This is a genomic window from Ruegeria sp. AA6 (assembly GCF_056542865.1).
Genome location: NZ_JBQGAN010000005.1, coordinates 128,917 through 152,238 on the forward strand (window position 1 = coordinate 128,917; position 23,322 = coordinate 152,238).

Genomic DNA, 23,322 nt, shown 5'->3' on the forward strand with positions numbered 1-23,322 from the left:
TTCATGCGAACAGGTCTATTGTCTCTGACAGTTGCAGTCGTATTGACGATTGCCTGCGGGCTCACGTCAAAGGCCCAAGCGCAGGATGAGACGATACCGTCGGTCAATGACCGGACACAGAGCGACGTAAAAGCGATCATGGATCGCCGCTGTGTCGTCTGCCACAGCTGCTATGACGGGCCCTGTCAGCTTAAGCTGACCTCGCCTGAAGGTGTGCTGCGCGGGGCCAGCAAAGAGGCCGTCTACCATACCGAACGTCTGACCGACGCCCAACCCACCCGGTTGGGGATTGACGCGCAGACCGTGCCCGAATGGCGTGCGCTGGGGTTTCATTCGGTCACTCGGGAGCCGGGGCAGGGCGATGCCGCAGGCCTATTGGAACGCTATCTCGAATTGGGGCGCCAGAATGCGTTACCGGTCAACGCGCCACTACCGGATGAGCTTGGCCTTGCCCTCGACCGTCCTCTGGTCTGCCCGACCTCTGCCGAGTTTGATGTGTTCAGCCGGCACCACGCAAAGGCGGGCATGCCCTATGGCACTGCGCCCCTTGCGGAGGCAGAGTATCAAACCCTTATCGGCTGGGCGCGCAGCGGTGCGCCGCTTCCAGCCGCGCTTCCCGACATACCGGATGAGATTCAGGACCAGATCACCAAATGGGAGGCGTTTCTGAACGCCGATGATCTGCGCAGCCAATTGATGAGCCGCTATCTGTATGAACATCTGTTTCTGGCGCGACTTCATTTTGTGGGTGACGACCCGAGGCGTTTCTTTCAGCTCGTCCGCTCGACCACGGGGCCGGGGGAGGCCATCGGGATTATCGCAACACGGCGACCTTTTGATGATCCGGGCTCTGGCGCTTTTTATTACCGTATCGAGCAGGTAACTGAAACGATCATGCACAAGGAACATCTGGTCTACAAGTTGGGGCCAGACCGCATGGCGCGCTACCGACAGTTGTTCCTTGACCCGGAATGGACGGTGACGGAACTGCCCCCGTACGGAGACGCCGAGGGCGGCAATCCGTTCACGACTTTCATGCAGATACCGGCCAAAAGCCGTTATCAATTCCTGTTGGACGATGCGCTGTTCTTTGTACGCAGCTTTATACGCGGTCCTGTCTGCCACGGCGAAACCGCAGTCGACGTAATCGAAGACCGGTTCTGGGTCAGCTTCCTTGACCCCGATGCGGATTTGTCGACTACAGATCCCAGCTACCTGCAAGACGGAGCCGCTTATCTTGAGCTGCCCGTTTCGAAAGCCGACGCTGGTGTACTGGGCGCTTTGCAGGGGTTCTCGCACAAGAACCAAGCGCAGTATCTAAAATTCAGGGATACGCGATATCGGGCCTCTCCGTTCCACGAGACCGGATTTGACTATGGTTCGATCTGGGACGGCGAGGGTACCAACCCCAACGCGCTGATTACGGTGTTTCGCCATTTCGACAACGCCTCGGCCATGACCGGGTTTCATGGTGGCGTCCCTGAAACCGCTTGGGTCATCGACTTCCCTATTTTTGAGCGCATCTACTACGACCTAGTGGCAGGATACGATGTGTTCGGTCGAGTCGAGCATCAACTGGCCACGCGGCTTTATATGGATGAGCTGCGGATGGAGAGCGAAGATACCTTTCTGTTCTTCATGCCAAGGGACGTGCGGCCGCAGATGCATGAACGCTGGTATCAGGGGGCGCTGGCCGAGCTGCACACCTATTGGCATCGGCGGCGTGTCGAAAACAGCTTCCCCACAGGGATCACTTTTGAAACTGCTGCGCCCAAACAGGAATTCCTGCTGACATTGCTGGAACGCGGCGATGGGCTGTGGCCTACAACGGACCCGATCAACAGGTGTCTCGACAGTGATTGCAGTTCGGATCCGTTGACTGCAGACTTGCGCGGTTTGGCTGATCAAACGGGCGAGTGGGTAAAATACCTGCCCGACCTGTCTGTTCTGATCGTTGAACAGGACGCCGGAGTGACGCAGCCTTTTACCGTTGTCCATGACAAGGCGCATTTCAACGTGGCTTTCCTGTTTGATGAAAAGGCAAGACGAGACCCCAGGTCGGATGTCCTGACAGTTCTTCCGGGGCTGATCGGCAGCTATCCGAATTTCTTTTTCAACCTTAGACAGGATCAGCTGCCTACTTTCATAGGCGCGCTGAAATCCATCCGGTCGCAAGGCGATTACATGGACGTGGTGGCCAAGTATGGGGTACGCCGGACAAGCCCGAATTTCTGGGCGTTGAGCGACCGGGTTAATGAGATGTTTCTGGACCAGAAACCCATCCAGGCCGGGCTCTTCGATCTAAGCAGGTACAAAGACCCCAAGCCGGGGGATGCGCCCAACTGAACTGGCCTAACGTGCCATAGACTTGCCCGACCGCCTTGCGGCACTTACGTTTTAACTATGTGGTCCTTCGCCCATATCCGCCCGGCCTACAGCCGAGCCGAGCGCGTAAGCGATGGGGTTGTGCATGTTTTGGGTGTTTCGGCATCCTTGGTTGCGGTTCCGATCCTGATCACGACGACTGCTCAGAACCGGCCCGAGCCCGAAGCGGTGCTGGGTGTTTCTATCTATGGCATCGCGCTGGTGCTGATGCTTACGTTTTCGGCACTTTACAACATGATAGAAAGCGAGAAATGGTCCGATCTTCTGCGCCGTCTCGATCATTCGGGTATCTATGTTAAGATTGCGGGGACCTACACGCCGTTTCTATTGCTACCGGGTGTGCAGGCGCCGGGGCTTCTGATTGGCCTATGGTCGTCGGCCACGTTGGGGTCTGTTCTGAAGTTGATCGATCCGGGGCGTTTTCGCTGGTTCGGTTTGGCGCTGTATCTGATGATGGGGTGGGCGGTCGTCTGGGCCGGAAAACCCATGCTGGCCGCGCTGTCCCCGGCTGTGGTCTGGCTGATTATCGCGGGCGGCGTAGTCTATACCGTAGGCGTCCTATTCTACCTTTTTGAGCGGCTGCCCTTTCACAACACCATTTGGCATGCCTTCGTGCTGACCGGTAGCGTGTCGTTCTTCATCGCAGTTTCCGTTCAAGTTTTGTTTGTTCCGCACTGGATTGCCTGAACCGAAGCGAAGCCCCAGGCTGAGCCATAGGCAAATGCGCGTCATAGCCGCGCGTTTCTTTCCGGTCGGGCAGTTTTCAGTTGTAGTTTAGCCTTGTATCGATATTACAGATGTCAGGCATGGAGTTTTGGACAGATTATCGATAAAATGGAAAACACCTCCCCGACATGGACCCGCGAGGCGGCTCAGGCCGTATATGATCTTCCGCTAATGGATTTGCTGTTCCGCGCGCAAACCGTACATCGTGAGAATTTTGATCCCAACAAGATCCAGACCTCCAAGCTGCTATCGATCAAGACAGGCGGCTGCGCCGAGGATTGTTCCTATTGCTCGCAGTCAGCCCGCAACGGCTCAAAACTGTCGGCCTCGAAACTGATTGAAGTTCAGCGGGTTTTGACCGAAGCGCGCAAAGCGAAAGATGGCGGCGCGACCCGGTTCTGCATGGGCGCGGCCTGGCGTGAGCCGAAAGAGCGCGACATGGATGCATTGGTGGCTATGGTTGAAGGTGTCCGTGAAATGGGCATGGAAACCTGCATGACCCTAGGCATGCTGGACGAAAATCAGGTCTTCCGTCTGCGTGACGCGGGGCTTGATTATTACAACCACAACATCGACACGTCCGAGCGCTATTACCCCGAGGTGATCACCACCCGTACCTTTGCGGACCGGATTGATACACTGCAACGTGTGCAAGAGGCAGGAATCAAAGTCTGTTCCGGCGGCATCCTTGGCATGGGCGAGGAAATCAAAGACCGCATCGATATGCTGCTAACGCTGGCCAATCTGGACCCGGCACCTGAATCCGTTCCGATTAACATGCTGATGCCACAGGAAGACACACCTCTGGCCGACGCAAAGCCGATCGACCCGATCGAGTTTGTGCGCGTGATCGCGACCGCCCGCATCATGATGCCAAAATCCTATGTGCGTCTGTCGGCAGGCCGCAGCGATATGAGCGATGAGCATCAGGCGATGTGTTTCCTGGCCGGTGCTAACTCGATCTTTGTGGGTGAAACGCTGTTGACCGCAGAAAACCCCGAGGAAGACAAGGACGCTGTCCTGTTTGCCAAGCTCGGGCTGGAAGCTGAAACCGTAGCGGGGCAAAGCTGCGCGGAAGCGGCTGAATGAAAGCATTGGGTCGCCTGAACTCGATGCTTGAAACGCTAAGTGCCCGGCATCGCCGCCGGGTGCTGTCCCCGAGGCGCGGCTTGGACTTCGCGTCAAACGACTATCTTGGTTTGGCAGAATCCGCATTTCTGCGTGACGCTGCGCAGAAGGCATTGCAGCGCGATGTTCCTCTTGGCTCGGGGGGATCGCGGCTGTTGCGCGGGAACCACCCGGAACATGAAGCATTGGAGCAGGAGGCCGCGGCGTTTTTCGGGGCTGAGGCTGCTTTGTTCATGGGGGGTGGGTTTCAAGCCAATCAGGCGATTTTTTCGACCCTGCCCGCAGCCGGAGACCTGATCCTGTATGACGATCTGGTCCATGCCAGCGCCCACGAGGGCATGCGCATGGGCCGGGCCGACACGCGCGCCTTTGCCCATAATGATGCGGCAGATGCACGGCGCGTTCTGTCCGACTGGCTGGCCGGTGGCGGCGCAGGCCAAATCTGGATCGCTGTCGAAAGCGTCTATTCCATGGAAGGGGACATCGCTCCCTTGAATGCGCTGTCCGATCTGGCCGTCGAGCACGACGCTGTTCTGATCGTCGACGAAGCCCACGCGACCGGTGTTTTTGGGCCCAATGGCCGAGGGTTGGCGCATGGCCTGAAGTCCGAAGTTCTGACATTGCACACCTGCGGCAAGGGTTTGGGCGTTTCGGGTGGTTTGATCTGTGGCTCGCAAGTCATGATCGACACGCTGATCAATCGCGCGCGCCCGTTTATTTTTGCAACCGCCCCGTCGCCGTTTAACGCGGCGCTGGTGCGGGCAGTGCTAGAGCATATGCAATCCGACACCGCATTACCCGAGGCCGCCGTAACACGCATGCACCACGCCCATATTGAAGCCGTGCGCATAGGCTTGCCCAAGTACACACTGAACAGCCAGATCATCCCGGTCATTCTGGGGGATGATGCGCGGACAATGGCAATGGCGTCCAAGTTGCAGGGGCAGGGGTTCGATGTTCGAGGCATTCGCCCGCCAACAGTTCCGCGCGGCACGTCGCGTTTGCGTGTATCGGTCACTGGCAATGTCTCGATGTCCGATATCTCTGCCCTGTTTGAATCCTTGGCACAGCATCAAAGTGAGGCCGCATGAGCACCGTCATTGTCACCGGGACAGACACCGGTATTGGCAAAACAGTATTCGCGGCGGGCCTCACCGCAGCCCTTGGCGCGCAGTATTGGAAGCCGGTGCAATCGGGGCTGGAAGAGGCGACGGATTCGCAGATTGTAAAGGATTTGTCCGGGGCCGAAGTGTTGCCCGAAGCCTATCGGCTGAACATGCCGGCGTCGCCGCATTTGTCCGCCGAGGATATGGGGATTGAGATTGATCCCGCGCGCCTGAAACTGCCGGAGGTAAACGGCACTTTGGTCGTCGAAGGTGCGGGTGGGCTGATGGTGCCGCTCAATCGCCGGGTGTTTTTCCTTGATGTGATCGCGCAGTGGCAGGTTCCGGTGGTGCTGGTGGCGCGTACAGCTTTGGGTACGATCAATCACACAACTCTGTCCCTGATGGCGCTGCGCAATGCTGGCTGCAATGTGGTCGGGGTTGCCTTTGTCGGCGATGCTGAGCCGGATGTTGAACAGACCATTGCCGACATGAACAAAGCCCGACATCTGGGCCGACTGCCGTTTATTGATCCGTTGTCCCGCGACAGCCTGGCCGAGGCATTTACCGGTATCGACGTCGAAGCAATTCGGAGCGCCCTGTGACCCCGCTTGAGTTTGACGCCCGCCACCTGTGGCACCCGTATACCAACGTGCTGCAACCCGGCCCGATGCACCTGATCACCGGGGCCGAGGGCGTTTGGCTGACTGCCGACGACGGAACCCGGATGATCGACGCAATGTCATCTTGGTGGTGTGCAGTACACGGGCATCGTCACCCGGCGATCATCAAGGCGATGCAGGCGCAGTTGGATCAGATGCCGCATGTGATGTTCGGAGGGCTCACCCACTTTCCGGCGATTGAGCTGGGCCGCAAGATGGTTGACCTGTTGCCCGATGGGCTGGATCGCATTTTCTATAGCGACAGTGGCTCGGTAGCCATCGAGGTCGCGCTGAAAATGGCGGTGCAATATCAGATGGCGCGGGGCCGCAAAGAACGTACGCAATTCGCCACCATTCGGGGTGGTTATCATGGTGACACGTGGAAAGCGATGAGCGTCTGTGACCCGGTCAACGGCATGCACGGGCTGTTTGCGGGCGCTCTGTCCGTTCAGCACTTTTTGCCGCGCCCGCAGATCGCCTTTGGACAGGACTGGTCCGAGGATGGTGATCTGAACGGCCTGAACGCGCTGGAACAACTGCTGGAAATCAAAGCCGATCAGATCGCGGGGTTGATCCTTGAACCCGTCGTACAAGGGGCAGGGGGGATGTATTTCTATCACCCGACCTGGTTGCAACGGGCATACGAGATGTGCAAGGCGCATGACGTGCTGGTCATCTTCGATGAGATTGCCACCGGCTTTGGCCGCACCGGAGAGCTGTTTGCCCTGCATCACGCAGGTGTTGTTCCGGATATCCTGTGCCTTGGTAAGGCGCTGACCGGCGGACATATCACTCTGGCTGCAACCGTCACCACCGAAACAGTCGCCCGTCGGATCGGCGAGAGCGAGGCCGGGGTCATGATGCACGGCCCGACCTACATGGCCAACCCGCTGGCCTGCGCTGCGGCAGTAGCCAGCCTCGAGCAGCTTTCTGTCCGGGATTGGCGTGCCGAAGTTGCGGGTATTGCCGAGCAAATGGCGCAGGAACTGGCCCCGGCGCGGGGCTTGCCCGGTGTCGCAGATGTGCGTGTTCTGGGCGCTATCGGTGTTATCGAAATGGAAGGCTGGGTTGATCCTTCGGTTGCGCATGGACTGGCTAAAGAAACCGGCGTGTGGCTGCGCCCCTTTGCGCGCAATATCTATTGCATGCCACCCTACATCATGTCCCCGGACGAACTCGGCCGCGTGACGTTGGCCATGGTCTCGCTGGCGCGGGGGATGTCATGAAACAGCGCTGGTTGTCTCGCTTGGGCACCGATGAGGTGCTTGTGGTCTTCGGGGGGTGGGCTCTTGGTGCAGCGCCTTTCGAAGGAATGGCGGGGGACATGGATGTTCTGCTGGTCGAGGATTTCACCCAGTTGGATGATCCACTGACTGATCTCGCGCAATATGACAGGATCAACCTGCTTGCCTTTTCATTTGGCGTGGCGTCGGCGGCGCATTGGTTGGCGCAAACCGGTCTGCGCCCGGATCGCATGATCGCTGTGAGTGGGACCCTGTTCCCAGCGGATTCTGCACGCGGCATTGCACCAGACATGATCCGTGCTACGGCGGACAATCTGAGCACTGCCAGTTTTGGCAAGTTCTGCCGTCGGGCAGGACTGAACGGTCCCGCGCCCGAGATCGACATAGATGCGGCAAGGGCCGAACTTTATTCGGTGATCGAGCGCGGCGCAGCGCCCGATATCAGCTTTGACCGGATCTGGATACCTGAGAATGACCGGATCATTCCATCGCAGGCACAACACGCGGCCTGGGCCACGCAAAAAGACGCGGTCCGATCCATTCCCGGACATCATGTCCCCTTTGGAGCCGGGCAATACTGGCAGGAGTGGCTCGTATGAATGCCCCCTTGATCGATCGCGTTCAACGCAGTTTCAGCCGCAGTTTTCATTCGTATCACGATGCGGCCTGCCAACAGGCCCGGATCGCCGAACGTCTGGCGCAAGACCTGAGCAATAGCGGTGCGCCGAAACGATTTGCGTCAGGTTTGGAATTTGGCTGTGGCACGGGCCTTCTGACCCAGCGGCTTTGTGCGCAGTTTGCGATTGAAAAGCTGACAATCAATGATTTGGCCCCCGAAGCGCAGGAAACGGCCTATGAATATGGTGCGGATTTTCTGTGCGGCGACGCCGAGAAGATCGCATGGCCCATGCACCCGGATCTGATTGTGTCAGCGTCTATGATTCAATGGCTTCCTGACCCCGCTACATTCCTGCGCCGAGCGGCCGCCGCATTGGCACCGGGGGGGTGGCTGGCGGTTTCAGGTTTCGGCCCGGGGCAGTACCGTGAATTGCTGCATGTCGGTTCGTCAGCCAAGGCACCGGGTTTGTGCGGGGCCGAGGATTTGGTCGCCGCGGTGGACGGGATATTGGACGTCGTTGCATTTGGCGAGGATGAACGGCAGATGCGTTTCTCCACGCCCAGAAAGGTGCTGGACCATCTGCGCAAAACCGGTGTGAATGGGCGCGCGCAGAAGCCATGGACAAAATCCAGTCTTCTAGCGTTCAGCAATGACTATTCCCGGCGCTTTGGTGATGCACAGGGGGTATCGCTGACGTATCACCCGACTTGGATCATCGCGCGAAAGCCGGCAGTGGATTAGGGTAGACGGGTCAGGTGTCGCTGCATGACGGAATGCGCTTTGGCCGCGTCGCGATCCTTGATGGCGGCCAAAATGGCCGCGTGGTCCGGGTCGGCGCGCTGTCTCCATTTGCCTGTGTGCAAATTGTTGAAATGCCACGCGTATAGCAGCTGCAGGTTTTGGATTTCAGCGATCATGCGCGGCATGCTGCAGGCCGCAATGACAGCCATGTGAAAACTTTGATTGGCATCCTCCCAATCTTCCGCTGACTGAGCGTTGTCACATTCTTCGTGCACCCGCTCGATATCTGCAATCTGGCGTGCGGTCAGGTTCGGTACGGAATGCAGCAACGCCACCGGTTCCAGCGCACGACGCATGACCCGAAGCTCTTGAATAGCGCTTTGATCCATAGGGGCTACGCACATGCCCCGTCGTGGCAAGCCGACCACCAATCCCTTGGAGGCAAGAAGCAGCAAGGCTTCGCGCACGGTCACCTGACTGACCCCAAACTCTCGTGCGATCAGGTCCTGTCGCAGTTTTTCGCCCGGTTTCAAAGCGCCGCTGACAATTCGCGCGGACAGTTTATGCGCTATGTCATCCGATTTCTTGATCTGTTTTTCGGACACGAGGTCTCCGTCACTTTGGCGCAGCTTTAATAACTCCCGAGGATTATCGCTAAGCAGAAGGTTGAGCAACAGAGCTGTAATGCTCCAGATCGTGCCTTGCGGACAACTCAAAATGGTGTGGCGTGAGGATCTTTAACTGGAATGACCTAACGGAATAGGACTGGAATAACAGGCAAGTAGGTTTCACAAACGCATTGGTCGCGGCTAGGCTACGGGGAACCTCAACAGCCTGAAAAGGGACCGCCATGGATTTTGCCCCTTCGCCGCGAGCCGTGGAATTCCGCGACCAGCTTAAACGCTTTATGGAAGCACATATCTATCCCCGTATCCGCGAACATAAGGAAGAGATCGAGGCGGGCACATTTCCAGTCTCTTTCATGGAGGATCTCAAGGCATTGGCCCGTGCCGAAGGGCTTTGGAACCTTTTTCTACCGGCGTTGCGTGACGATGAACCCGGCACACGGTTGAGCAATCTGGAATATGCACCGCTTGCCGAGTTGATGGGGCAGGTCAGTTGGTCGTCCGAAGTGTTCAACTGCAATGCGCCAGACACGGGCAACATGGAACTGCTGCACATGTTCGCAACCCCCGAGCAGCGTGAGCAATGGCTGGTGCCGCTACTGAACGGCGAAATCCGCTCATCCTTTGCGATGACCGAGCCGGACGTGGCCAGCTCGGACGCGACCAATATCACCACCTCGATCCGGCGTGAGGGGGATGAGTATGTCATCAACGGTCGCAAGTGGTTCATTACCAATGCCTGCCATCCGAACACCCGGATGTTCATCGTCATGGGAAAGACCGACCCCAATGCAGATCGGCACAAGCAACAGAGCATGGTTATTGTTCCAAAGGACACGCCCGGCCTTGAGATTGTGCGCAATCCGACAATTCTGAACATGCATGACCCCGAGGGTCACGCAGAACTGGTGTTCAAGGATGTGCGTGTGCCTGCTGGCAACCTGTTAGGGGAAGAGGGCAGTGGGTTTGCCTTGGCGCAAGCGCGGTTGGGGCCGGGGCGTATCCATCACTGTATGCGTTCGATCGGCGCGGCCGAGATGGCATTGTCCCTGATGGTCGAACGTGCGCAAGAGCGGACGACATTTGGCAAAAAGCTCTCGGAACAGGGTGTGATCCGCGAGTGGATCGCAAAATCACGGCTTGAGATCGAACAGGCGCGCTTGCTGACCCTGCAGGCGGCGTGGAAGATCGATCAGGTCGGAGCGAAAGCGGCGCGGCGCGAGATTTCGCTGATCAAGGTGGTGGCGCCGAATGTGCACGCCAAGGTGACGGATCGGGCGATGCAGGTATTCGGCGCCATGGGCATGACGCCGGACACGCCGCTGGCCGACAGTTACACGTGGGCACGGGCGTTGCGCTATGCGGATGGCCCGGACGAGGTGCACCTGCAGGCCATCGCAAAGCAAGAGATTAAAGAGTCCAACTTCGGCATGTCAGCACAGTGGCTGACGCCGCCGAAGCGTTGATTTCTTACTTACCTTTCCAGACCGGGTCGCGTTTTTCCGCAAAAGCACGCGCGCCTTCCAGCTGATCCTCGCTGGCATATAGAACATCAACCGTGCGCAACTGGCGCTTGGTGATGCGGTTCATGGCGTCCTGGAACTTGGCATCTTCTGCATCGCGGACGATTTCCTTGATGGCCGCGTACACCAGCGGCGGACCCGAGGCCAGCAGCCGTGCAAGTTCCCACGCACGGTTCATCAACTGGTCAGCGGCGATGATCTCATTCACCAGACCCCAGCGATTGGCCTCTTCGGCATCGAACCAGCGGCCTGTCAGCAGCAGCTCCATCGCGATGTGGTAAGGAATGCGCTTGGGCAGTTTGACACTGGCCGCATCCGCAACCGTGCCCGAGCGGATTTCGGGCAGAGCGAAGGTGGCATGGTCAGCAGCGAGGATCATGTCGGCCGACAGTGCAAGTTCCAAACCACCGCCGCAGGCAATGCCGTTCACGGCTGCAATCACCGGTTTATTCAAGTCGCGCAGTTCCTGCAGGCCGCCGAACCCCCCCACGCCATAATCGCCATCAACGGCATCGCCATCGGCGGCGGCTTTCAGGTCCCAGCCGGGGCAAAAGAACTTTTCACCGGCACCCGTCAGGATGGCGACACGCAGATCGGGGTCGTCCCGAAATTCGGCAAAAACCTTGCCCATGATGCGGCTGGTGACCAGATCAATGGCATTGGCCTTGGGTCGGTCCAGCGTTACCTCAAGGATCGCGCCTTCGCGTCTGGTTTTGATCGGGTCCATGTTTCAGGCCTTTCGAATGAGGGCGTCCACTGCAACCGCCGTGTCGGGCGTGCAGAGAAGCGGGTTGATCTCGACCTCGCCAAGCGTGTCGGCATTTTGCATGACATAGGCCTGAATGGCCTGAACGGCAGCGATGATTGCATCCATATCAGCCGGCGGCTGGCCGCGATAGCCAGCCAGCAATGGCGCGATTTTTAGGTTTCCAAGGGCAGCACGAATGTCATCCGGCGTGCTGGGCACCAGCAATGAGGCTGTATCGCGCAGCACTTCGGTCAGAACACCGCCCGCGCCAAGGGTCAGAACGAAGCCATGCGCCGGGTCGCGAATGACCCCCACCAACAGCTCGGCCACCGAGCCGGTGATCATCTCTTCGATCAAGACCGTATCCGTTCCGATTTCAGCGGCAACATCGCCGACGTCCTCGACCTGAATGCCAAGACGCACCGCACCATGTTCGGATTTGTGTGCCAGTCCTACGCCTTTTACGGCAAAGGGTGCGGTCATGCCGCGTGCAGCTGCCTTCGCTTCTTCTGTGCCGCGCGCCGTGCGGCTTTGCGGAACGCGCAGGCCATACTCAGCCAGTGCCTGTTTCGCTTGGGCCTCGGTCAGGGTGCGCGTCGCGTCCGCAGTACCGGGCAAACACACCGGATCTTTGGCTGGAGCGGCGGCTTGCCCCGCCGCGCGGATGGCCGACAAGGCCTCGCGCAGGCCCATCAGAGGGACTACGCCACCAGATACAAGCTCTTGCGCGACATCTTCGGGCATCAGTTCAGGCAGGGTCGCGGCAATTGCAAACCTTGAACCGGTTTCATTGCGAACCTTCAGCGCGGCGCGGGACGCGCAGGTCCAGTCGGTCGGGTCGGTGGTGGGGTAGTCAACGATTGAAACTGTCATGTCGATTTCGCCCCCAGTCATCCCGGACCAAGCTTGCGCCATCGCTTCCTCGTTGCGCCAGATATACGTGTGATAGTCCAGCGGGTTGTTCAGCGCGACCATCGGGCCAAGCGCGTTTCGCAATCGGGTCTTCTGGTCGTGTGTCAAACGCGGGAAGGTCAGACCGCTGCCAACGGCCATGTCCGCAATCAGGCTCGCCTCGCCCCCTGAGCAGCTGATCGAAGCGATCCGGCCACCCGGCAGCGGGCCGTAGCAATGTAGCAGTTTCAGCGTTTCCAGAAAGTCGGGCAAGGCAGAAAGGCGCGGAATGCCAAGCCGGTCCAACAGCGCTTGTGCGCCTGCATCGCTGCCTGCCAAAGACGCGGTATGCGAGACCGTCGCCGCCTGCGCCTGCTCGGACGCACCGACCTTGAGGGCGACCAGCGGAACGCCTTTTTCATGCGCCTTTGCCGCCAACGCTTCCCACTGTCGGATATCCTTGAAACCTTCGATATGCAGACCCACAGCCGTCACGCGCGGGTCGTCAATCAGGGCCGAGGCAATTTCCGCCTGGCTGGTCTGCGCCATGTTTCCGCACGTTACCATGTAGGCAATTGGCAGGGCGCGTTTCTGCATGGTCAGGTTGATCGAGATGTTCGAACTTTGCGTCAGGATCGCGACGCCTTTGTCCACCGGTGTGGCTCCATGCTGATCGGGCCACAACAAAGCGCCGTCCAGCGCATTGATAAAGCCATAACAGTTTGGTCCCAGAATGGGCATGTCGCCCGCAGCAGTGATCAGTCGATCCTGCAGGTCTCCACCAGTGTTGTCCTCAGCCATTGCCTCGGAAAAGCCCGAGGCGAAACACACCGCACCGCCCGCGCCCATCTTGGCAAGCGCCTGCACGGCGTCAATCGTGGCGTGTCGATTGATGCCGATGAATGCGGCATCCGGTGGTTCGGGCAGGTCTTCAAGGCGGGAGAATACTCTGTGCCCCGCGATATCGGCGGCCTTGGGATGAACCGGCCAGATGTGGCCTGCATATCCCATGCGTTCCGATTGCAGGATCACCTGCTGACACCACGCGCCGCCGCCGATGACGGCGATGGACTTCGGGCGTAGCAGGCGCGTCAGGTCCTTGCTCATCGTCAGGCGCCCAGCGGACGCAGAAGATCGCGGCTGATGATATGGCGCTGAATCTCGCTGGTGCCGTCCCAGATGCGCTCAACGCGGGCGTCGCGCCAGAAGCGCTCGATCGGGAAGTCATCCATCAGGCCCATGCCGCCGAAGATTTGCAGAGTGGTATCCGTGACCCGCGCCAGCATCTCGGACGCATAGAGCTTGGCCGAGGCGATTTCACGGTTCGAAGGCAAACCTTGATCCAGACGCCACGCAGCGGACAGCGTCAGCCAGTCAGCGGCGTCAATTTCGGTGATCATGTCCGCGATCTGAAAACCGACACCCTGAAACTTGCCAATGGGTTGGCCGAACTGCTTGCGCTCGGCCGCGTAGTTCAGAGCATAGTCAAAGCAGCGCCGCGCACGCCCGACTGAAAATGCCGCAACCGTCAGGCGGGTCGCGTAAAGCCATTCGTTCATAACCGCAAAGCCGCCATCGACTTCGCCCAGAACCTGTGCATCGGGCAGGCGGCAATTGTCGAAATACAGGATGTAGTTTTTGTACCCCTTGTGGCTGACCGAGTTATAGCCTTCGCGCACTTCAAAGCCGGGCGTTCCGCGATCCACCAGAAAGGTCGTGATCCGTTTCTTTGGCCCTTTAGGGGTTTCATCCACACCAGTGGCGATGAACACGATGAAGAAATCCGCGTGCTCTGCGCCCGAGATAAAATGTTTCGACCCGTTGACAACCCAGTCACCGCCATCGCGCACAGCCTGACATTTCATGCCGCGCACATCCGACCCGGCATCGGGTTCGGTCATGGCCAGCGCATCCATCTTTTCGCCGCGCACAGCGGGCAATAGATAACGTTCGCGCTGATCGTCGTTGCAGGCCATCAGAATATTCTGAGGGCGACCAAAGAAATGGGTCAGAGCCATCGAGCCACGGCCCAACTCACGCTCAACAAGGGTAAAGTCGAGGTGTGAAAGACCGGCACCGCCGACCTCTTCTGGGAAGTTGCAGGCGTAAAAGCCCAATTCGATGCACTTCTGCTTGATCTCTTCGCCAAGCTCCAGCGGCACGGTGCCACTACGTTCAACCTCGGCCTCGTGGGGATAGATTTCGTTTTCGACAAAGCTGCGGACCGTTGAAACGATCATGTCCTGTTCATCTGACAGACCAAACTGCATGGCGCGTGTTCCCTGGATGGTGGTTGACGAATGAAACGTCACCAGTCAGGTTCATGGCATGCAAAGTTGGCCAGTTATCATGCAGAGATAGAAAAAATTGACACGCCGTTATAATTTTTTGCTGTTTAATGGTTTTTCGAACCATTGCCTTGCAAACATGGTCGAACCGCTGCGTGCCGCCAATATGCTGTCCCGGCAAAACCTGTATGCGTGGCGCTTCTGTTCGCTTGATGGGGAAACAGTCCAAAGCTCAAGCGGTCTGGTTGTCGCGCCGCATGGCGTTTTGAATGATCAGAGCGGTGATGTTCTGGTTGTCATGCCGTCCTATGGGTATCTCAAGCTGGATACCCGCGCGACGATACGCGCCCTGTTGTCAGCAGCAAGAAAGCACACGCAACTGGCGGGTTTGGATACCGGCAGCTGGTTGTTGGCGCGGGCAGGTTTACTGGATGATCACCGCGCAACGATTCATTGGGATGAGCTGTCCCGGTTTGAAGAAGCCTTCCCAGCCGTTGACGCGGTGCAAGAACGCTTTGTTATCGATGGCAACCGGCTGACCTGTTCCGGTGCAATGGCCGCGTTTGATCTGGCTTCTGCCCTGATACGCCGCGATCACGGCCCGCTATTGTCGATGGAGGTCGCGCAACTTTTGATGAGCCGCAGCGCGACCGACTCATACGCCTTGCCCTTGAAATCCGAGGATACGCTGGTCAACCGCGCGCTGACCGTGATGCAGGGAAACCTTGAAACCCCGCTTGTAATCAAGGACGTCGCCCGCAAGATCGGGTGCTCGCAAAAAAAGTTCGAGATGCGCGTTCAGGCCGAACTGCGCACCACGCCGCAGGCGCTGTACCGACGGTTGCGACTGAATCTGGCGCGGAAACTGGCGGAAGAGACCGAGCAATCCATCGCGGAAATCGCCAGCCGTTGCGGTTACGAAAATGCCAGTGCAATGACACGAGCGTTCAAATCAGAATTTGGAAAGACCCCGACTGCATTCCGCAGCGGGGCCCTTGATGATCGTGGATAGGGTTGCCCGAGGCCTAAACTGAAACTGGATCAGACAGAGGCACCCTTAATGCGGATCACCGAACCCAGCGTGCCAGCGCACAGGCCGATAACGACAGCGATCAACAGTTCAATGGTCCCGACATTGGCAAAATTCCAATGCGCAAAGATCAACGTTTCCAAAATACCGACCACAGCACCCATCACGCCCCCCAACCAGAGGCGGCGGGTCATCATACCAAGCGCAAGCCCCAGAATGCCCGGAAGGCTGATGATGTTGGCTCCGATTGTTCCCAGAAGTTCCAGCATATCTTGCCCCTCATCAATCTGCGCTGTTGGTCAGGAATGATCTGATTTCCGCGCCGCCATCTGCGACCTGATCGTGAACAGACCCCGAGGCTTCACCTGCCAATTGGTCGGTAATCTCTTTATACGTCTCAAGGTAGTTCGGCGGCAGGCTGTGCGCGATGCCCTGGTGGCAGTCGATGCAGGTCATGCCTTCGTCGATGGCGCGCTGATGCTCGGACGCGGCGCGGGTCTCTTGAATGGTGAAGTCCATATAGTCGAAGTTATGACAGTTCCGGCATTCGCGGCTGTCTGACGCTTTCATCTTTTTCCAGACGGCCGAAGCCATGCTCAGACGATGCGCCTCGTATTTCTCGGGGGTGCTGATGGTTCCGGCCAGCTCGTGATAGACGTCTTTCACGGCCATGATCTTGGCCTTGATTTTGTGGTTCCACTCGTGCGGAACATGGCAGTCGGAACAGATCGCACGCACGCCCGAGTGGTTGTTGTAGTGGATTGTCTCGCGATATTCGCCCAGATTGACCTCCATCGTGTGGCACGAGGTACAGAATTCCTCGGTATTGGTCAGTTCCAGCGTCCAGTGGAACCCACCCCAGAACAGGATGCCGGCCAGAAATCCGGCCAGAACCAGAAAGCCGGAACTGAACAGCACGGTCGGAGTCCAGATCGCGTTCCAGATGCGGCCAATCCAACCGCGGTTTTCGGGGGAGTCTGCCATATGGGTGCTCCTTTCAGATTTGCGTTGGATTAGTTGCCGGACGACGGCTCAAACACGTTGTCGACCAACGCTGGTGCATCTGCCTGAGGCACGTGGCACTGATTGCAGAAATAACGGGTGCCCGCGATGTGGTCCAACTCGTTCCCTTCACGGTCCAGGTAGTGGGTCATCGACAGGGTCGGCGCGTTGCGTTCGCCTGCCTTGGTCCAATCATGGCAGGACAGGCACTGATTGGTGCGCGTGTCGATTTGATATTGCTCGATCGAATGCGGGATCAGGGGCGGTTGTTGGCGATAATTCCGCACCATCCGTCCCTCGATTGTCTTGTGGACCTGGTCCAGCGGGATGGGTTCATCTACGTCTGCCCCTCGCAAGGTTTCCACCTGGGCGGACTGGGCAAGGGCGAACCCGCTCAGGAGCAAAACGGGGATCAGGGCAATTCCGCCTGTCACGATTGATTTTTTCATCTTGGCACTCCCTTAGATAGGTCTGGCTGCGCGCTTATCAGGCGCGGAAATTGGATCAGTAGGTGCGGCGACCTGGTCGTCGAACCGGTGAGTAAAGGTGAAAACGTCGACCGCGCAGACATCGATGCAGCGGCCGCAATTGGTGCAGTCCGGGGACAGGATCAGGGGCGTCGTGCCCGGTTTCCCCTTCAGTGCGGGGGAAATGATCTGGTTTTCCGGGCAGACGGCATAGCAGTCCATGCAATCGTCACAGGCGGCCCGGTTTGACGCGCTGACGCGCAGCAGGCTTTTGCTGCCGATTAGGCCGTAGAACGCGCCAACCGGACACAGGTGCCCGCACCAACCGTGGCGTGAGACAAACACGTCAAAGACAAAGATCGCTGCCACCATCGCCCAGACGAAGCCTGTGCCGAAGATCAGTCCGCGGTGAAGCATGGTGATCGGGTTGACCAACTCCCACGCGATCACGCCTGTCAGGGCTGAGACGATCAACACGGTGGCCAGCACCCAAAGGCGTGTAACGCGTTTCGGTTGCCAGCCTTTCGGCAGGTCCAGCCGACGATGCAGCCAGTTGGCGGCGTCGGTCACAGGGTTGATCGGACAGACCCACGAGCAATAGACGCGGCCTCCGATCGGAGCGTAGACGGCCAGTACGATCAGCCCGCCGACCAAAGCGGTTAGTTCAGGCCAGTGTCCGGCAACTATGCTTTGTAGCAGGACTAAGGGGTCGGTCAGGGGCAGCACACCGAGGGTCAGCGAACCGGCCAGAGTGCCTTGTACGATCCAGATGCCAAACCATGGGCCCAACAGGAACAGGGCCAGAAAGAACAACTGGCTCGCGCGGCGCAGTAGCAGAAAACGGTGCGCACCGATCCAGCCTTTGGCTTCAATCGCTTCGTGACCGACCGGGATACCTGTGCGGGCGCTCATTGTCCCACCCCCGGCAAGTCATAGGACGGCGTGAAACCGCCCGGGGTTGTCAGATTATCCGTGCCTGGCCCCGGTAGACGGTCGGGCAGGTCGATGACGCCTTCGACCAGAGGGCCTCCATGCGCCTCTTTTTCTTCCCAGCCTCTGCGATAGTGATCCGCGCTGCTGCCGCGCGCCAGCCGTGCCGGCAGAACCTTGATGGCGGCTTCGGGCAGAACGCAGCTTTTCTCGCACACACCGCAGCCGGTACAGCGGTCGGCATGCACAGTCGGGATGAACATTGCATGGTGACCGGATCGCTCGTTATGCGCGGTTTCCAACGTGATCGCCTCGTCGATGACGGGGCAGACGCGGTAGCACACGTCGCAACGCAACCCGATGAAGTTCAAGCAGTTTTCCTGATCGACCAGAACCGCCACGCCCATTTTTGCGTCGTCGATATTTTCCAGCCCCGGGTCCAGCGCGCCTGTGGGGCAGGCGGCGACGCAGGGGATGTCGTCGCACATCTCACAAGGCACATCGCGCGCTGTGAAATAAGGCGTGCCGGTGGCGACGGCATCCACCCCAAGCTCGGCCAGTTTCAGTGTATCGTAAGGGCAGTCCCGCACGCATAACCCGCAGCGGATGCAGGCCGACAGGAACGTCTCCTCTGACAAGGCACCCGGCGGACGCAATGCCTCAGCCGGCAACGCGCGGGCGTCGCGGGCCAGCCAGGCCAGCGCAAACCCGGCGACCGCGCAGCCACCTGCCGCGCGCGCCGTATCCTGCAGGAAACGGCGCCGTTGCGGCGAGAGGGGTGTACCGACCAGAGACATGGGGACTACCTGTGCGATCCGGTCCGGTTACGCGCGCTCGACCTTACAGGCGCACTTCTTGAAGTCGGTCTCTTTCGACAGCGGGCAGGTCGCGTCCAGCGTCAGCTTGTTGGTCAGCTGATGCTCATCGAACCACGGCATGAAGACCAGACCACGCGGTACCTTGTTGCGCCCACGAGTCTCAACCCGGCTGGTGACCTCGCCACGGCGAGTGGACAGAACGATCTCTTGCCCACGACGCAGACCGCGATCCTTGGCATCTTCGGGGTGCATGTAGACGACCGCAGACGGATAAGCCCGATGCAGTTCCGGCACGCGACGGGTCATCGAGCCCGAGTGCCAGTGCTCCAACACGCGACCAGTGGACAGCCACAGATCATATTCTTCGTCCGGTACTTCGGCGGCGGGTTCATACGGCGCAAAGATGATTTTGGCCTTGCCGTCCTTGTGACCGTAGAACTTTACGTCCGCCCCTTCGGGCACGTAGGGATCATACCCTTCGCGGAACCGATAGAGCGTTTCTTTGCCGTCCACGACCGGCCAACGCATGCCGCGCGCCTCGTGGTACATCTCGAACGGAGCAAGGTCGTGCGCGTGGCCACGACCGAAATCGGCATATTCCTCGAACAGACCTTTCTGGACGTAGTAACCAAAATGCTCGGCATCGTCGTTGTCAAAGCCTTCTGCCGTCTCGGACAGTGGGAACTGATCGACTTTGCCGTTCGCATAGAGCACGTCATACATAGTCTTGCCACGATGCTCGGGCATCTTGGCCAGCAGCTCTTCACCCCAAACCTCTTCAACGGTGAAGCGTTTTGAGAACTCCATCAGCTGCCACAGATCCGACTTTGCCTCACCCGGCGCTTTTACCTGCTGCCGCCAGAACTGAGTGCGGCGTTCGGCGTTGCCATACGCGCCTTCTTTTTCGACCCACATGGCGGTGGGCAAGATCAGGTCGGCGGAAACGGCAGTGACCGTTGGATAGGGGTCCGATACGGTGATGAAGTTGTCCGGGTTGCGATAACCGGGATAGCCTTCCTCGTTAATATTGGGCGCGGCCTGCATGTTGTTGTTGCACTGCACCCAATAGGCGTTCAGATCGCCGTCTTTCAGCTTGCGGTGCTGCAGCACCGCATGGAAACCGGGCTTGGGCGGAATGGTGCCCTCGGGGATGTTCCAAGCAGTTTCGCAAATCTTCCGGTGTTCGTCATTCGCCACCACCATGTCGGCGGGCAGGCGGTGGGCAAAGGTGCCGACCTCACGTGCCGTTCCGCAGGCCGAGGGCTGACCTGTCAGCGAGAAAGGCGAGTTCCCCGGCTCGGAGATCTTACCGACCAGCAGGTGGACGTTGTACATCAGCGAGTTCACCCACGACCCGCGGGTGTGCTGGTTGAAGCCCATGGTCCACAAGCTCATGACCTTCCGGGTCGGGTCGGCATATTGCTGGGCAAGGCGCTCCAACTGCTCGGCCGGAACGCCGGACAATTCAGACGTGTATTCCAATGTATAAGGCGCAACGGCTTCGGCGTATTCCTCAAAGCTGATTGGCTCAAGCTTGCCGGAGTCCGGGTTCGCGGCCTCTTGCTGCAGCGGATTGGTTTCACGCAGGCCGTACCCGATATCCGTCGCGGTCTTCGTAATGTTGACGTGGTTCCTGACGAAGTACTCGTTCACCGCATTATTCTGGATGATGTAATTCGCGATGTAGTTCAGGATCGCCAGATCGGTCTGAGGTTCGAACACGATACCGTTGTCGGCCAACTCGAACGAGCGATGCTCGAAGGTCGACAGCACATGCACCTCGCAACCCGGTTTGGTCAGGCGCGTGTCGGTCAGGCGCGACCACAGGATCGGGTGCATCTCGGCCATGTTCGATCCCCACAGCACGAAGGTATCCGCGTGCTCAAGATCGTCATAGCAGCCCATCGGCTCATCAATACCGAAAGTGCGCATGAAACCGACCACAGCCGAGGCCATGCAGTGCCGTGCGTTGGGGTCGATGTTGTTCGACCGGAATCCGGCCTTCATCAGCTTGGATGCGGCATAGCCTTCCCAGACCGTCCACTGACCCGAGCCGAACATGCCAACGCTTGTCGGCCCTTTCTTGGCGAGAGCCTCTTTCCATTTCGCTGCCATGACGTCGAAGGCTTCGTCCCAGCTGACCGGTTCGAATTCACCATTCTTGTCGTATTCGCCATTGGTTTTGCGCAGCAGCGGCGTGGTCAGGCGGTCTTTGCCGTACATGATCTTGGACAGGAAATAGCCCTTGATGCAGTTCAGGCCGCGGTTCACGGGCGCGTCGGGGTCGCCTTGCGTGGCGACAACGCGACCGTCCTTGGTGCCGACCAGAACCGAACAACCGGTGCCGCAGAACCGGCACGCGGCTTTGTCCCATCGAATGTCAGGCACCCCGATTTGCGCATTGGCCTGACCGGTGGCCAGTGGAATACCTGCGGCAGAGGCAGTAGCGGCCGCCGCTGAGGCCTTGAGGAAAGTCCGGCGAGATTCTGATGTAGTCATAGCGTGAGCCTCCGGCTGGTGGTTTGGCTTGGGGCATCGGGATGCGGAGCACTTTCCGCGAGATCCTCGAAATGGTGATAAGTCAGCGTCAGCGAGATCACCCCGGGGATCTGGTGCAGATCCATTATGATCTCGGACGCGAGGCGATCGGATGTGTCTTCGACGACGACCACGAACCGGCCGTCATCAGCCTGAGCATGGACCTCGACCCCCGGTGTGGCGCGCATGGACTGCGCTGCGGCTTCGGCCTGATCGGGGGCGACATGGATGAGACAACCGCAGACATTCATTGCTGTGCTTCCGTTTGAGGGATGGGTTGGCGGCCAAGTGCAACTGCATCGACCGGGCAAAGGGCCACACAGGCGCCGCATCCGGTGCAGGCGTCGACGTCCAGCGACGGCGCGGCCCGCCCACCCAACTGCAGGCGAAAGCGGATGGCGTTTTGTTCGCAATTGTCCTGACAGACCCGGCAGCTTATTCCGTTCATGGACAGACAGGTGTTTTCCTGAAGCTCGGCGCGCCACGGCCAACTTGCCAATTGTTCTATCTGCAGCGCGTCCGTGGGGCAGGCTTTGGCGCATTCGCCACAAAAGGTGCAGGGGTCGTCGACCGGTTGGAAAACCGGGAACCCTTTGGCATCAAAGGATATTACCGTTTCCGGGCAGGCCTCAGCGCAATCGCCGCATTTGGTGCATTGATCCGTAAAGCCGGACGCAACTGACCCCGGAGGACGAACAATACTGCTGTCATCCTGGAACATTCTGGCGCTCAGAAACGCCCGTCGGCTGGTCAGTTGGCTCATATGGCTGGACTGTTCGCGCTGATTCCCTTTCTAGGATAATCCAATAGCGGTTTTGAATGTGATGCTTTTTGATGCAGATCATATTTTGTGAGCTTTAATTTCCGTCACTTAAAAAACTTTCCGAGGTGCCTGGGCCTGAACTTGGAAAGCTCCCCAATCCTGCACGAAGCGGCGAAGTTAGACGTTGTGCACCTGCCTGTTTTTCGACGGAAAACGCGAAGCTGTTACATTTATCCACTATGCGGCATTGCAGCATTGAAATTGAGTATCATATCGAAACAAGATATGCTGCGGTGCAGAAGGCAGGAAAGGATCGGCGGGATGTTCAGCCTTGAAGGCTCGAAAGCAGTCGTATTGGGTGTCGCCAATGACCAATCCATCGCGTGGGGCATCGCGAAGGCGCTGCATATGCAGGGCGCCGAGGTGGCGATTACGTATCTGAACGAAAAGGCAGAACCGCATGTTCGGGCACTGGCGGAACAGATCGACGCCCCGATTGTGATGCCGCTGAATGTGCGCGACACGGATCAGCCCCGCGCGTTATTCGACGAAATCGCCCGCCGCTGGGGGCGGTTGGATACGTTGGTGCATTCCATTGCATTTGCCCCCAGCAAGGACCTTCATGGGCGCGTCATTGATACCTCGCCCGAAGGGTTCGGGTTGGCGATGGATATATCGGTGCACTCTTTCCTGCGCATGATCCGCCTGGCGGAACCGCTGATGGAGCAAGGTGGAACCTGCATGACAGTGTCCTTCCTTGGTTCGACGAGAGTGGTTGAAAACTACAACGTGATGGGGCCGATAAAAGCTGCACTGGAAGCTTCGGTGCGATACGCGGCGGCTGAATTGGGGTCGAAACACATTTCCGTTCACGCGCTGTCACCCGGACCATTGAAGACCCGCGCGGCCTCTGGCCTGTCCGACTTCGATGCCCTTCTTGAGGACGCCGCGGCGCGGGCACCGACCCACCATCTTGCGACAATCGAAGATGTCGGCGCCTACGCCGCATTCCTGGCCAGCCGCGAGGCCTTTAATGTTACCGGCGGCATTCACCTGATTGACGGCGGTTATAACATCGTCGGGTAGAGGA

The 23,322-nt window shown here is 58.8% G+C and carries 23 protein-coding genes; 11 read left to right on the top strand and 12 right to left on the bottom strand.

Translation table 11 applies throughout. From position 1 onward, the window contains the following. The first annotated feature begins 3 nt into the window (after positions 1 to 3). The 8 genes from ACR0LN_RS09185 (at position 4) to ACR0LN_RS09220 (ending at position 8,608) form a co-directional block, all read left to right on the top strand. Positions 4 to 2,346 carry a fatty acid cis/trans isomerase gene (locus ACR0LN_RS09185; RefSeq protein WP_480429222.1) on the top strand — a complete coding sequence of 781 codons (2,343 nt, stop codon included), beginning with the start codon at positions 4 to 6 and terminating at the stop codon, positions 2,344 to 2,346. Positions 2,347 to 2,403: 57 nt separating this feature from the next. Beyond that, positions 2,404 to 3,072 carry a PAQR family membrane homeostasis protein TrhA gene (gene trhA / locus ACR0LN_RS09190; RefSeq protein ID WP_480429223.1) on the top strand — a complete coding sequence of 223 codons (669 nt, stop codon included), beginning with the start codon at positions 2,404 to 2,406 and terminating at the stop codon, positions 3,070 to 3,072. A 147-nt stretch (positions 3,073 to 3,219) separates the two neighbouring features. Continuing rightward, positions 3,220 to 4,200 carry a biotin synthase BioB gene (bioB, locus tag ACR0LN_RS09195; RefSeq protein WP_480429225.1) on the top strand — a complete coding sequence of 327 codons (981 nt, stop codon included), beginning with the start codon at positions 3,220 to 3,222 and terminating at the stop codon, positions 4,198 to 4,200. Then, a complete protein-coding gene (locus tag ACR0LN_RS09200) occupies positions 4,197 to 5,330 on the top strand; it encodes an 8-amino-7-oxononanoate synthase (RefSeq protein WP_480429228.1) in 1,134 nt (377 codons plus the stop codon). The genes bioB and ACR0LN_RS09200 overlap by 4 nt, the downstream gene beginning before the upstream one ends. After that, on the top strand, positions 5,327 to 5,947 hold the full coding sequence (bioD, locus tag ACR0LN_RS09205) for a dethiobiotin synthase (RefSeq protein ID WP_480429230.1): 621 nt from the start codon (positions 5,327 to 5,329) through the stop codon (positions 5,945 to 5,947). The genes ACR0LN_RS09200 and bioD overlap by 4 nt, the downstream gene beginning before the upstream one ends. Continuing rightward, entirely contained in the window at positions 5,944 to 7,230 is a 1,287-nt protein-coding gene (gene bioA / locus ACR0LN_RS09210; RefSeq protein WP_480429232.1) for an adenosylmethionine--8-amino-7-oxononanoate transaminase, read from the top strand. The genes bioD and bioA overlap by 4 nt, the downstream gene beginning before the upstream one ends. After that, positions 7,227 to 7,847, top strand: coding sequence for a pimeloyl-ACP methyl esterase BioG family protein (locus tag ACR0LN_RS09215; RefSeq protein ID WP_480429234.1), 621 nt, complete (start codon positions 7,227 to 7,229; stop codon positions 7,845 to 7,847). Before bioA ends, ACR0LN_RS09215 begins: the two co-directional genes overlap by 4 nt. Beyond that, positions 7,844 to 8,608, top strand: coding sequence for a methyltransferase domain-containing protein (locus tag ACR0LN_RS09220; RefSeq protein ID WP_480429236.1), 765 nt, complete (start codon positions 7,844 to 7,846; stop codon positions 8,606 to 8,608). The genes ACR0LN_RS09215 and ACR0LN_RS09220 overlap by 4 nt, the downstream gene beginning before the upstream one ends. Here ACR0LN_RS09220 and ACR0LN_RS09225 read toward each other — a convergent pair. Continuing rightward, positions 8,605 to 9,213, bottom strand: a complete 609-nt coding sequence (locus ACR0LN_RS09225) for a GntR family transcriptional regulator (protein ID WP_480429237.1) — start codon at positions 9,211 to 9,213, stop codon at positions 8,605 to 8,607. The genes ACR0LN_RS09220 and ACR0LN_RS09225 overlap by 4 nt on opposite strands. A 245-nt stretch (positions 9,214 to 9,458) precedes the next feature. On the opposite strand from ACR0LN_RS09225, the gene ACR0LN_RS09230 reads away from it, so the two are divergent. Next, complete coding sequence (locus ACR0LN_RS09230) at positions 9,459 to 10,700, top strand: acyl-CoA dehydrogenase family protein (RefSeq protein ID WP_480429239.1); 1,242 nt, start codon at positions 9,459 to 9,461, stop codon at positions 10,698 to 10,700. 4 nt (positions 10,701 to 10,704) lie between these two features. Here ACR0LN_RS09230 and ACR0LN_RS09235 read toward each other — a convergent pair whose 3' ends face one another. Genes ACR0LN_RS09235 through ACR0LN_RS09245 form a run of 3 tightly spaced genes read right to left on the bottom strand, consistent with a single transcriptional unit; the run spans position 10,705 to position 14,666 of the window. Continuing rightward, positions 10,705 to 11,484, bottom strand: a complete 780-nt coding sequence (locus ACR0LN_RS09235; protein WP_480429241.1) for a carnitinyl-CoA dehydratase — start codon at positions 11,482 to 11,484, stop codon at positions 10,705 to 10,707. 3 nt (positions 11,485 to 11,487) lie between these two features. Next, the gene (locus ACR0LN_RS09240) at positions 11,488 to 13,503 is read right to left on the bottom strand and encodes an acetate--CoA ligase family protein (protein WP_480429243.1); all 2,016 of its coding nucleotides are present in this window, start codon (positions 13,501 to 13,503) and stop codon (positions 11,488 to 11,490) included. 2 nt (positions 13,504 to 13,505) lie between these two features. Then, complete coding sequence (locus ACR0LN_RS09245) at positions 13,506 to 14,666, bottom strand: acyl-CoA dehydrogenase family protein (protein WP_480429244.1); 1,161 nt, start codon at positions 14,664 to 14,666, stop codon at positions 13,506 to 13,508. Between the two features lie 97 nt (positions 14,667 to 14,763). Between ACR0LN_RS09245 and ACR0LN_RS09250 the strand changes: the two genes are divergently transcribed. Further along, positions 14,764 to 15,696, top strand: a complete 933-nt coding sequence (locus ACR0LN_RS09250) for a GlxA family transcriptional regulator (RefSeq protein ID WP_480429246.1) — start codon at positions 14,764 to 14,766, stop codon at positions 15,694 to 15,696. A gap of 29 nt (positions 15,697 to 15,725) precedes the next feature. Here ACR0LN_RS09250 and ACR0LN_RS09255 read toward each other — a convergent pair whose 3' ends face one another. From ACR0LN_RS09255 to napF, 8 genes are read right to left on the bottom strand one after another with little or no spacing between them, the layout of a single operon-like run. Continuing rightward, positions 15,726 to 15,983, bottom strand: coding sequence for a hypothetical protein (locus tag ACR0LN_RS09255; protein WP_480429248.1), 258 nt, complete (start codon positions 15,981 to 15,983; stop codon positions 15,726 to 15,728). Between the two features lie 13 nt (positions 15,984 to 15,996). Beyond that, positions 15,997 to 16,698: a NapC/NirT family cytochrome c gene (locus ACR0LN_RS09260; RefSeq protein WP_480429250.1), complete on the bottom strand. Its 702-nt coding sequence runs from the start codon at positions 16,696 to 16,698 to the stop codon at positions 15,997 to 15,999. Positions 16,699 to 16,727: 29 nt separating this feature from the next. Next, positions 16,728 to 17,165: a nitrate reductase cytochrome c-type subunit gene (locus ACR0LN_RS09265; RefSeq protein WP_480429252.1), complete on the bottom strand. Its 438-nt coding sequence runs from the start codon at positions 17,163 to 17,165 to the stop codon at positions 16,728 to 16,730. Positions 17,166 to 17,177: 12 nt separating this feature from the next. Continuing rightward, positions 17,178 to 18,095 (bottom strand): quinol dehydrogenase ferredoxin subunit NapH, encoded by a 918-nt coding sequence (gene napH / locus ACR0LN_RS09270; protein ID WP_480429254.1) that lies wholly within the window; start codon positions 18,093 to 18,095, stop codon positions 17,178 to 17,180. Further along, a complete protein-coding gene (gene napG, locus ACR0LN_RS09275; protein ID WP_480429256.1) occupies positions 18,092 to 18,910 on the bottom strand; it encodes a ferredoxin-type protein NapG in 819 nt (272 codons plus the stop codon). Before napG ends, napH begins: the two co-directional genes overlap by 4 nt. Before the next feature lie 27 nt (positions 18,911 to 18,937). Then, complete coding sequence (gene napA, locus ACR0LN_RS09280; RefSeq protein ID WP_480429258.1) at positions 18,938 to 21,430, bottom strand: nitrate reductase catalytic subunit NapA; 2,493 nt, start codon at positions 21,428 to 21,430, stop codon at positions 18,938 to 18,940. Beyond that, the gene (locus ACR0LN_RS09285) at positions 21,427 to 21,720 is read right to left on the bottom strand and encodes a chaperone NapD (protein ID WP_480429260.1); all 294 of its coding nucleotides are present in this window, start codon (positions 21,718 to 21,720) and stop codon (positions 21,427 to 21,429) included. The genes napA and ACR0LN_RS09285 overlap by 4 nt, the downstream gene beginning before the upstream one ends. Continuing rightward, a complete protein-coding gene (napF, locus tag ACR0LN_RS09290) occupies positions 21,717 to 22,232 on the bottom strand; it encodes a ferredoxin-type protein NapF (RefSeq protein WP_480429262.1) in 516 nt (171 codons plus the stop codon). Before napF ends, ACR0LN_RS09285 begins: the two co-directional genes overlap by 4 nt. Positions 22,233 to 22,553: 321 nt before the next feature. On the opposite strand from napF, the gene fabI reads away from it, so the two are divergent. Then, positions 22,554 to 23,318, top strand: coding sequence for an enoyl-ACP reductase FabI (gene fabI, locus ACR0LN_RS09295; RefSeq protein WP_480429264.1), 765 nt, complete (start codon positions 22,554 to 22,556; stop codon positions 23,316 to 23,318). Positions 23,319 to 23,322: the final 4 nt, after the last annotated feature.

Bases quoted from the DNA above. Each gene is read 5' to 3' on its own strand.
- ACR0LN_RS09245 (WP_480429244.1), bottom strand. From the start codon at position 14,666: ATGCAGTTTGGTCTGTCAGATGAACAGGACATGATCGTTTCAACGGTC.
- napF (WP_480429262.1), bottom strand. From the start codon at position 22,232: ATGAGCCAACTGACCAGCCGACGGGCGTTTCTGAGCGCCAGAATGTTC.
- ACR0LN_RS09200 (WP_480429228.1), top strand. From the start codon at position 4,197: ATGAAAGCATTGGGTCGCCTGAACTCGATGCTTGAAACGCTAAGTGCC.
- napA (WP_480429258.1), bottom strand. From the start codon at position 21,430: ATGACTACATCAGAATCTCGCCGGACTTTCCTCAAGGCCTCAGCGGCG.
- trhA (WP_480429223.1), top strand. From the start codon at position 2,404: ATGTGGTCCTTCGCCCATATCCGCCCGGCCTACAGCCGAGCCGAGCGC.
- ACR0LN_RS09235 (WP_480429241.1), bottom strand. From the start codon at position 11,484: ATGGACCCGATCAAAACCAGACGCGAAGGCGCGATCCTTGAGGTAACG.
- ACR0LN_RS09255 (WP_480429248.1), bottom strand. From the start codon at position 15,983: ATGCTGGAACTTCTGGGAACAATCGGAGCCAACATCATCAGCCTTCCG.
- ACR0LN_RS09265 (WP_480429252.1), bottom strand. From the start codon at position 17,165: ATGAAAAAATCAATCGTGACAGGCGGAATTGCCCTGATCCCCGTTTTG.
- ACR0LN_RS09215 (WP_480429234.1), top strand. From the start codon at position 7,227: ATGAAACAGCGCTGGTTGTCTCGCTTGGGCACCGATGAGGTGCTTGTG.
- ACR0LN_RS09240 (WP_480429243.1), bottom strand. From the start codon at position 13,503: ATGAGCAAGGACCTGACGCGCCTGCTACGCCCGAAGTCCATCGCCGTC.
- fabI (WP_480429264.1), top strand. From the start codon at position 22,554: ATGTTCAGCCTTGAAGGCTCGAAAGCAGTCGTATTGGGTGTCGCCAAT.
- napG (WP_480429256.1), bottom strand. From the start codon at position 18,910: ATGTCTCTGGTCGGTACACCCCTCTCGCCGCAACGGCGCCGTTTCCTG.
- ACR0LN_RS09220 (WP_480429236.1), top strand. From the start codon at position 7,844: ATGAATGCCCCCTTGATCGATCGCGTTCAACGCAGTTTCAGCCGCAGT.
- bioD (WP_480429230.1), top strand. From the start codon at position 5,327: ATGAGCACCGTCATTGTCACCGGGACAGACACCGGTATTGGCAAAACA.
- ACR0LN_RS09285 (WP_480429260.1), bottom strand. From the start codon at position 21,720: ATGAATGTCTGCGGTTGTCTCATCCATGTCGCCCCCGATCAGGCCGAA.
- napH (WP_480429254.1), bottom strand. From the start codon at position 18,095: ATGAGCGCCCGCACAGGTATCCCGGTCGGTCACGAAGCGATTGAAGCC.
- ACR0LN_RS09260 (WP_480429250.1), bottom strand. From the start codon at position 16,698: ATGGCAGACTCCCCCGAAAACCGCGGTTGGATTGGCCGCATCTGGAAC.
- bioB (WP_480429225.1), top strand. From the start codon at position 3,220: ATGGAAAACACCTCCCCGACATGGACCCGCGAGGCGGCTCAGGCCGTA.
- ACR0LN_RS09230 (WP_480429239.1), top strand. From the start codon at position 9,459: ATGGATTTTGCCCCTTCGCCGCGAGCCGTGGAATTCCGCGACCAGCTT.
- ACR0LN_RS09185 (WP_480429222.1), top strand. From the start codon at position 4: ATGCGAACAGGTCTATTGTCTCTGACAGTTGCAGTCGTATTGACGATT.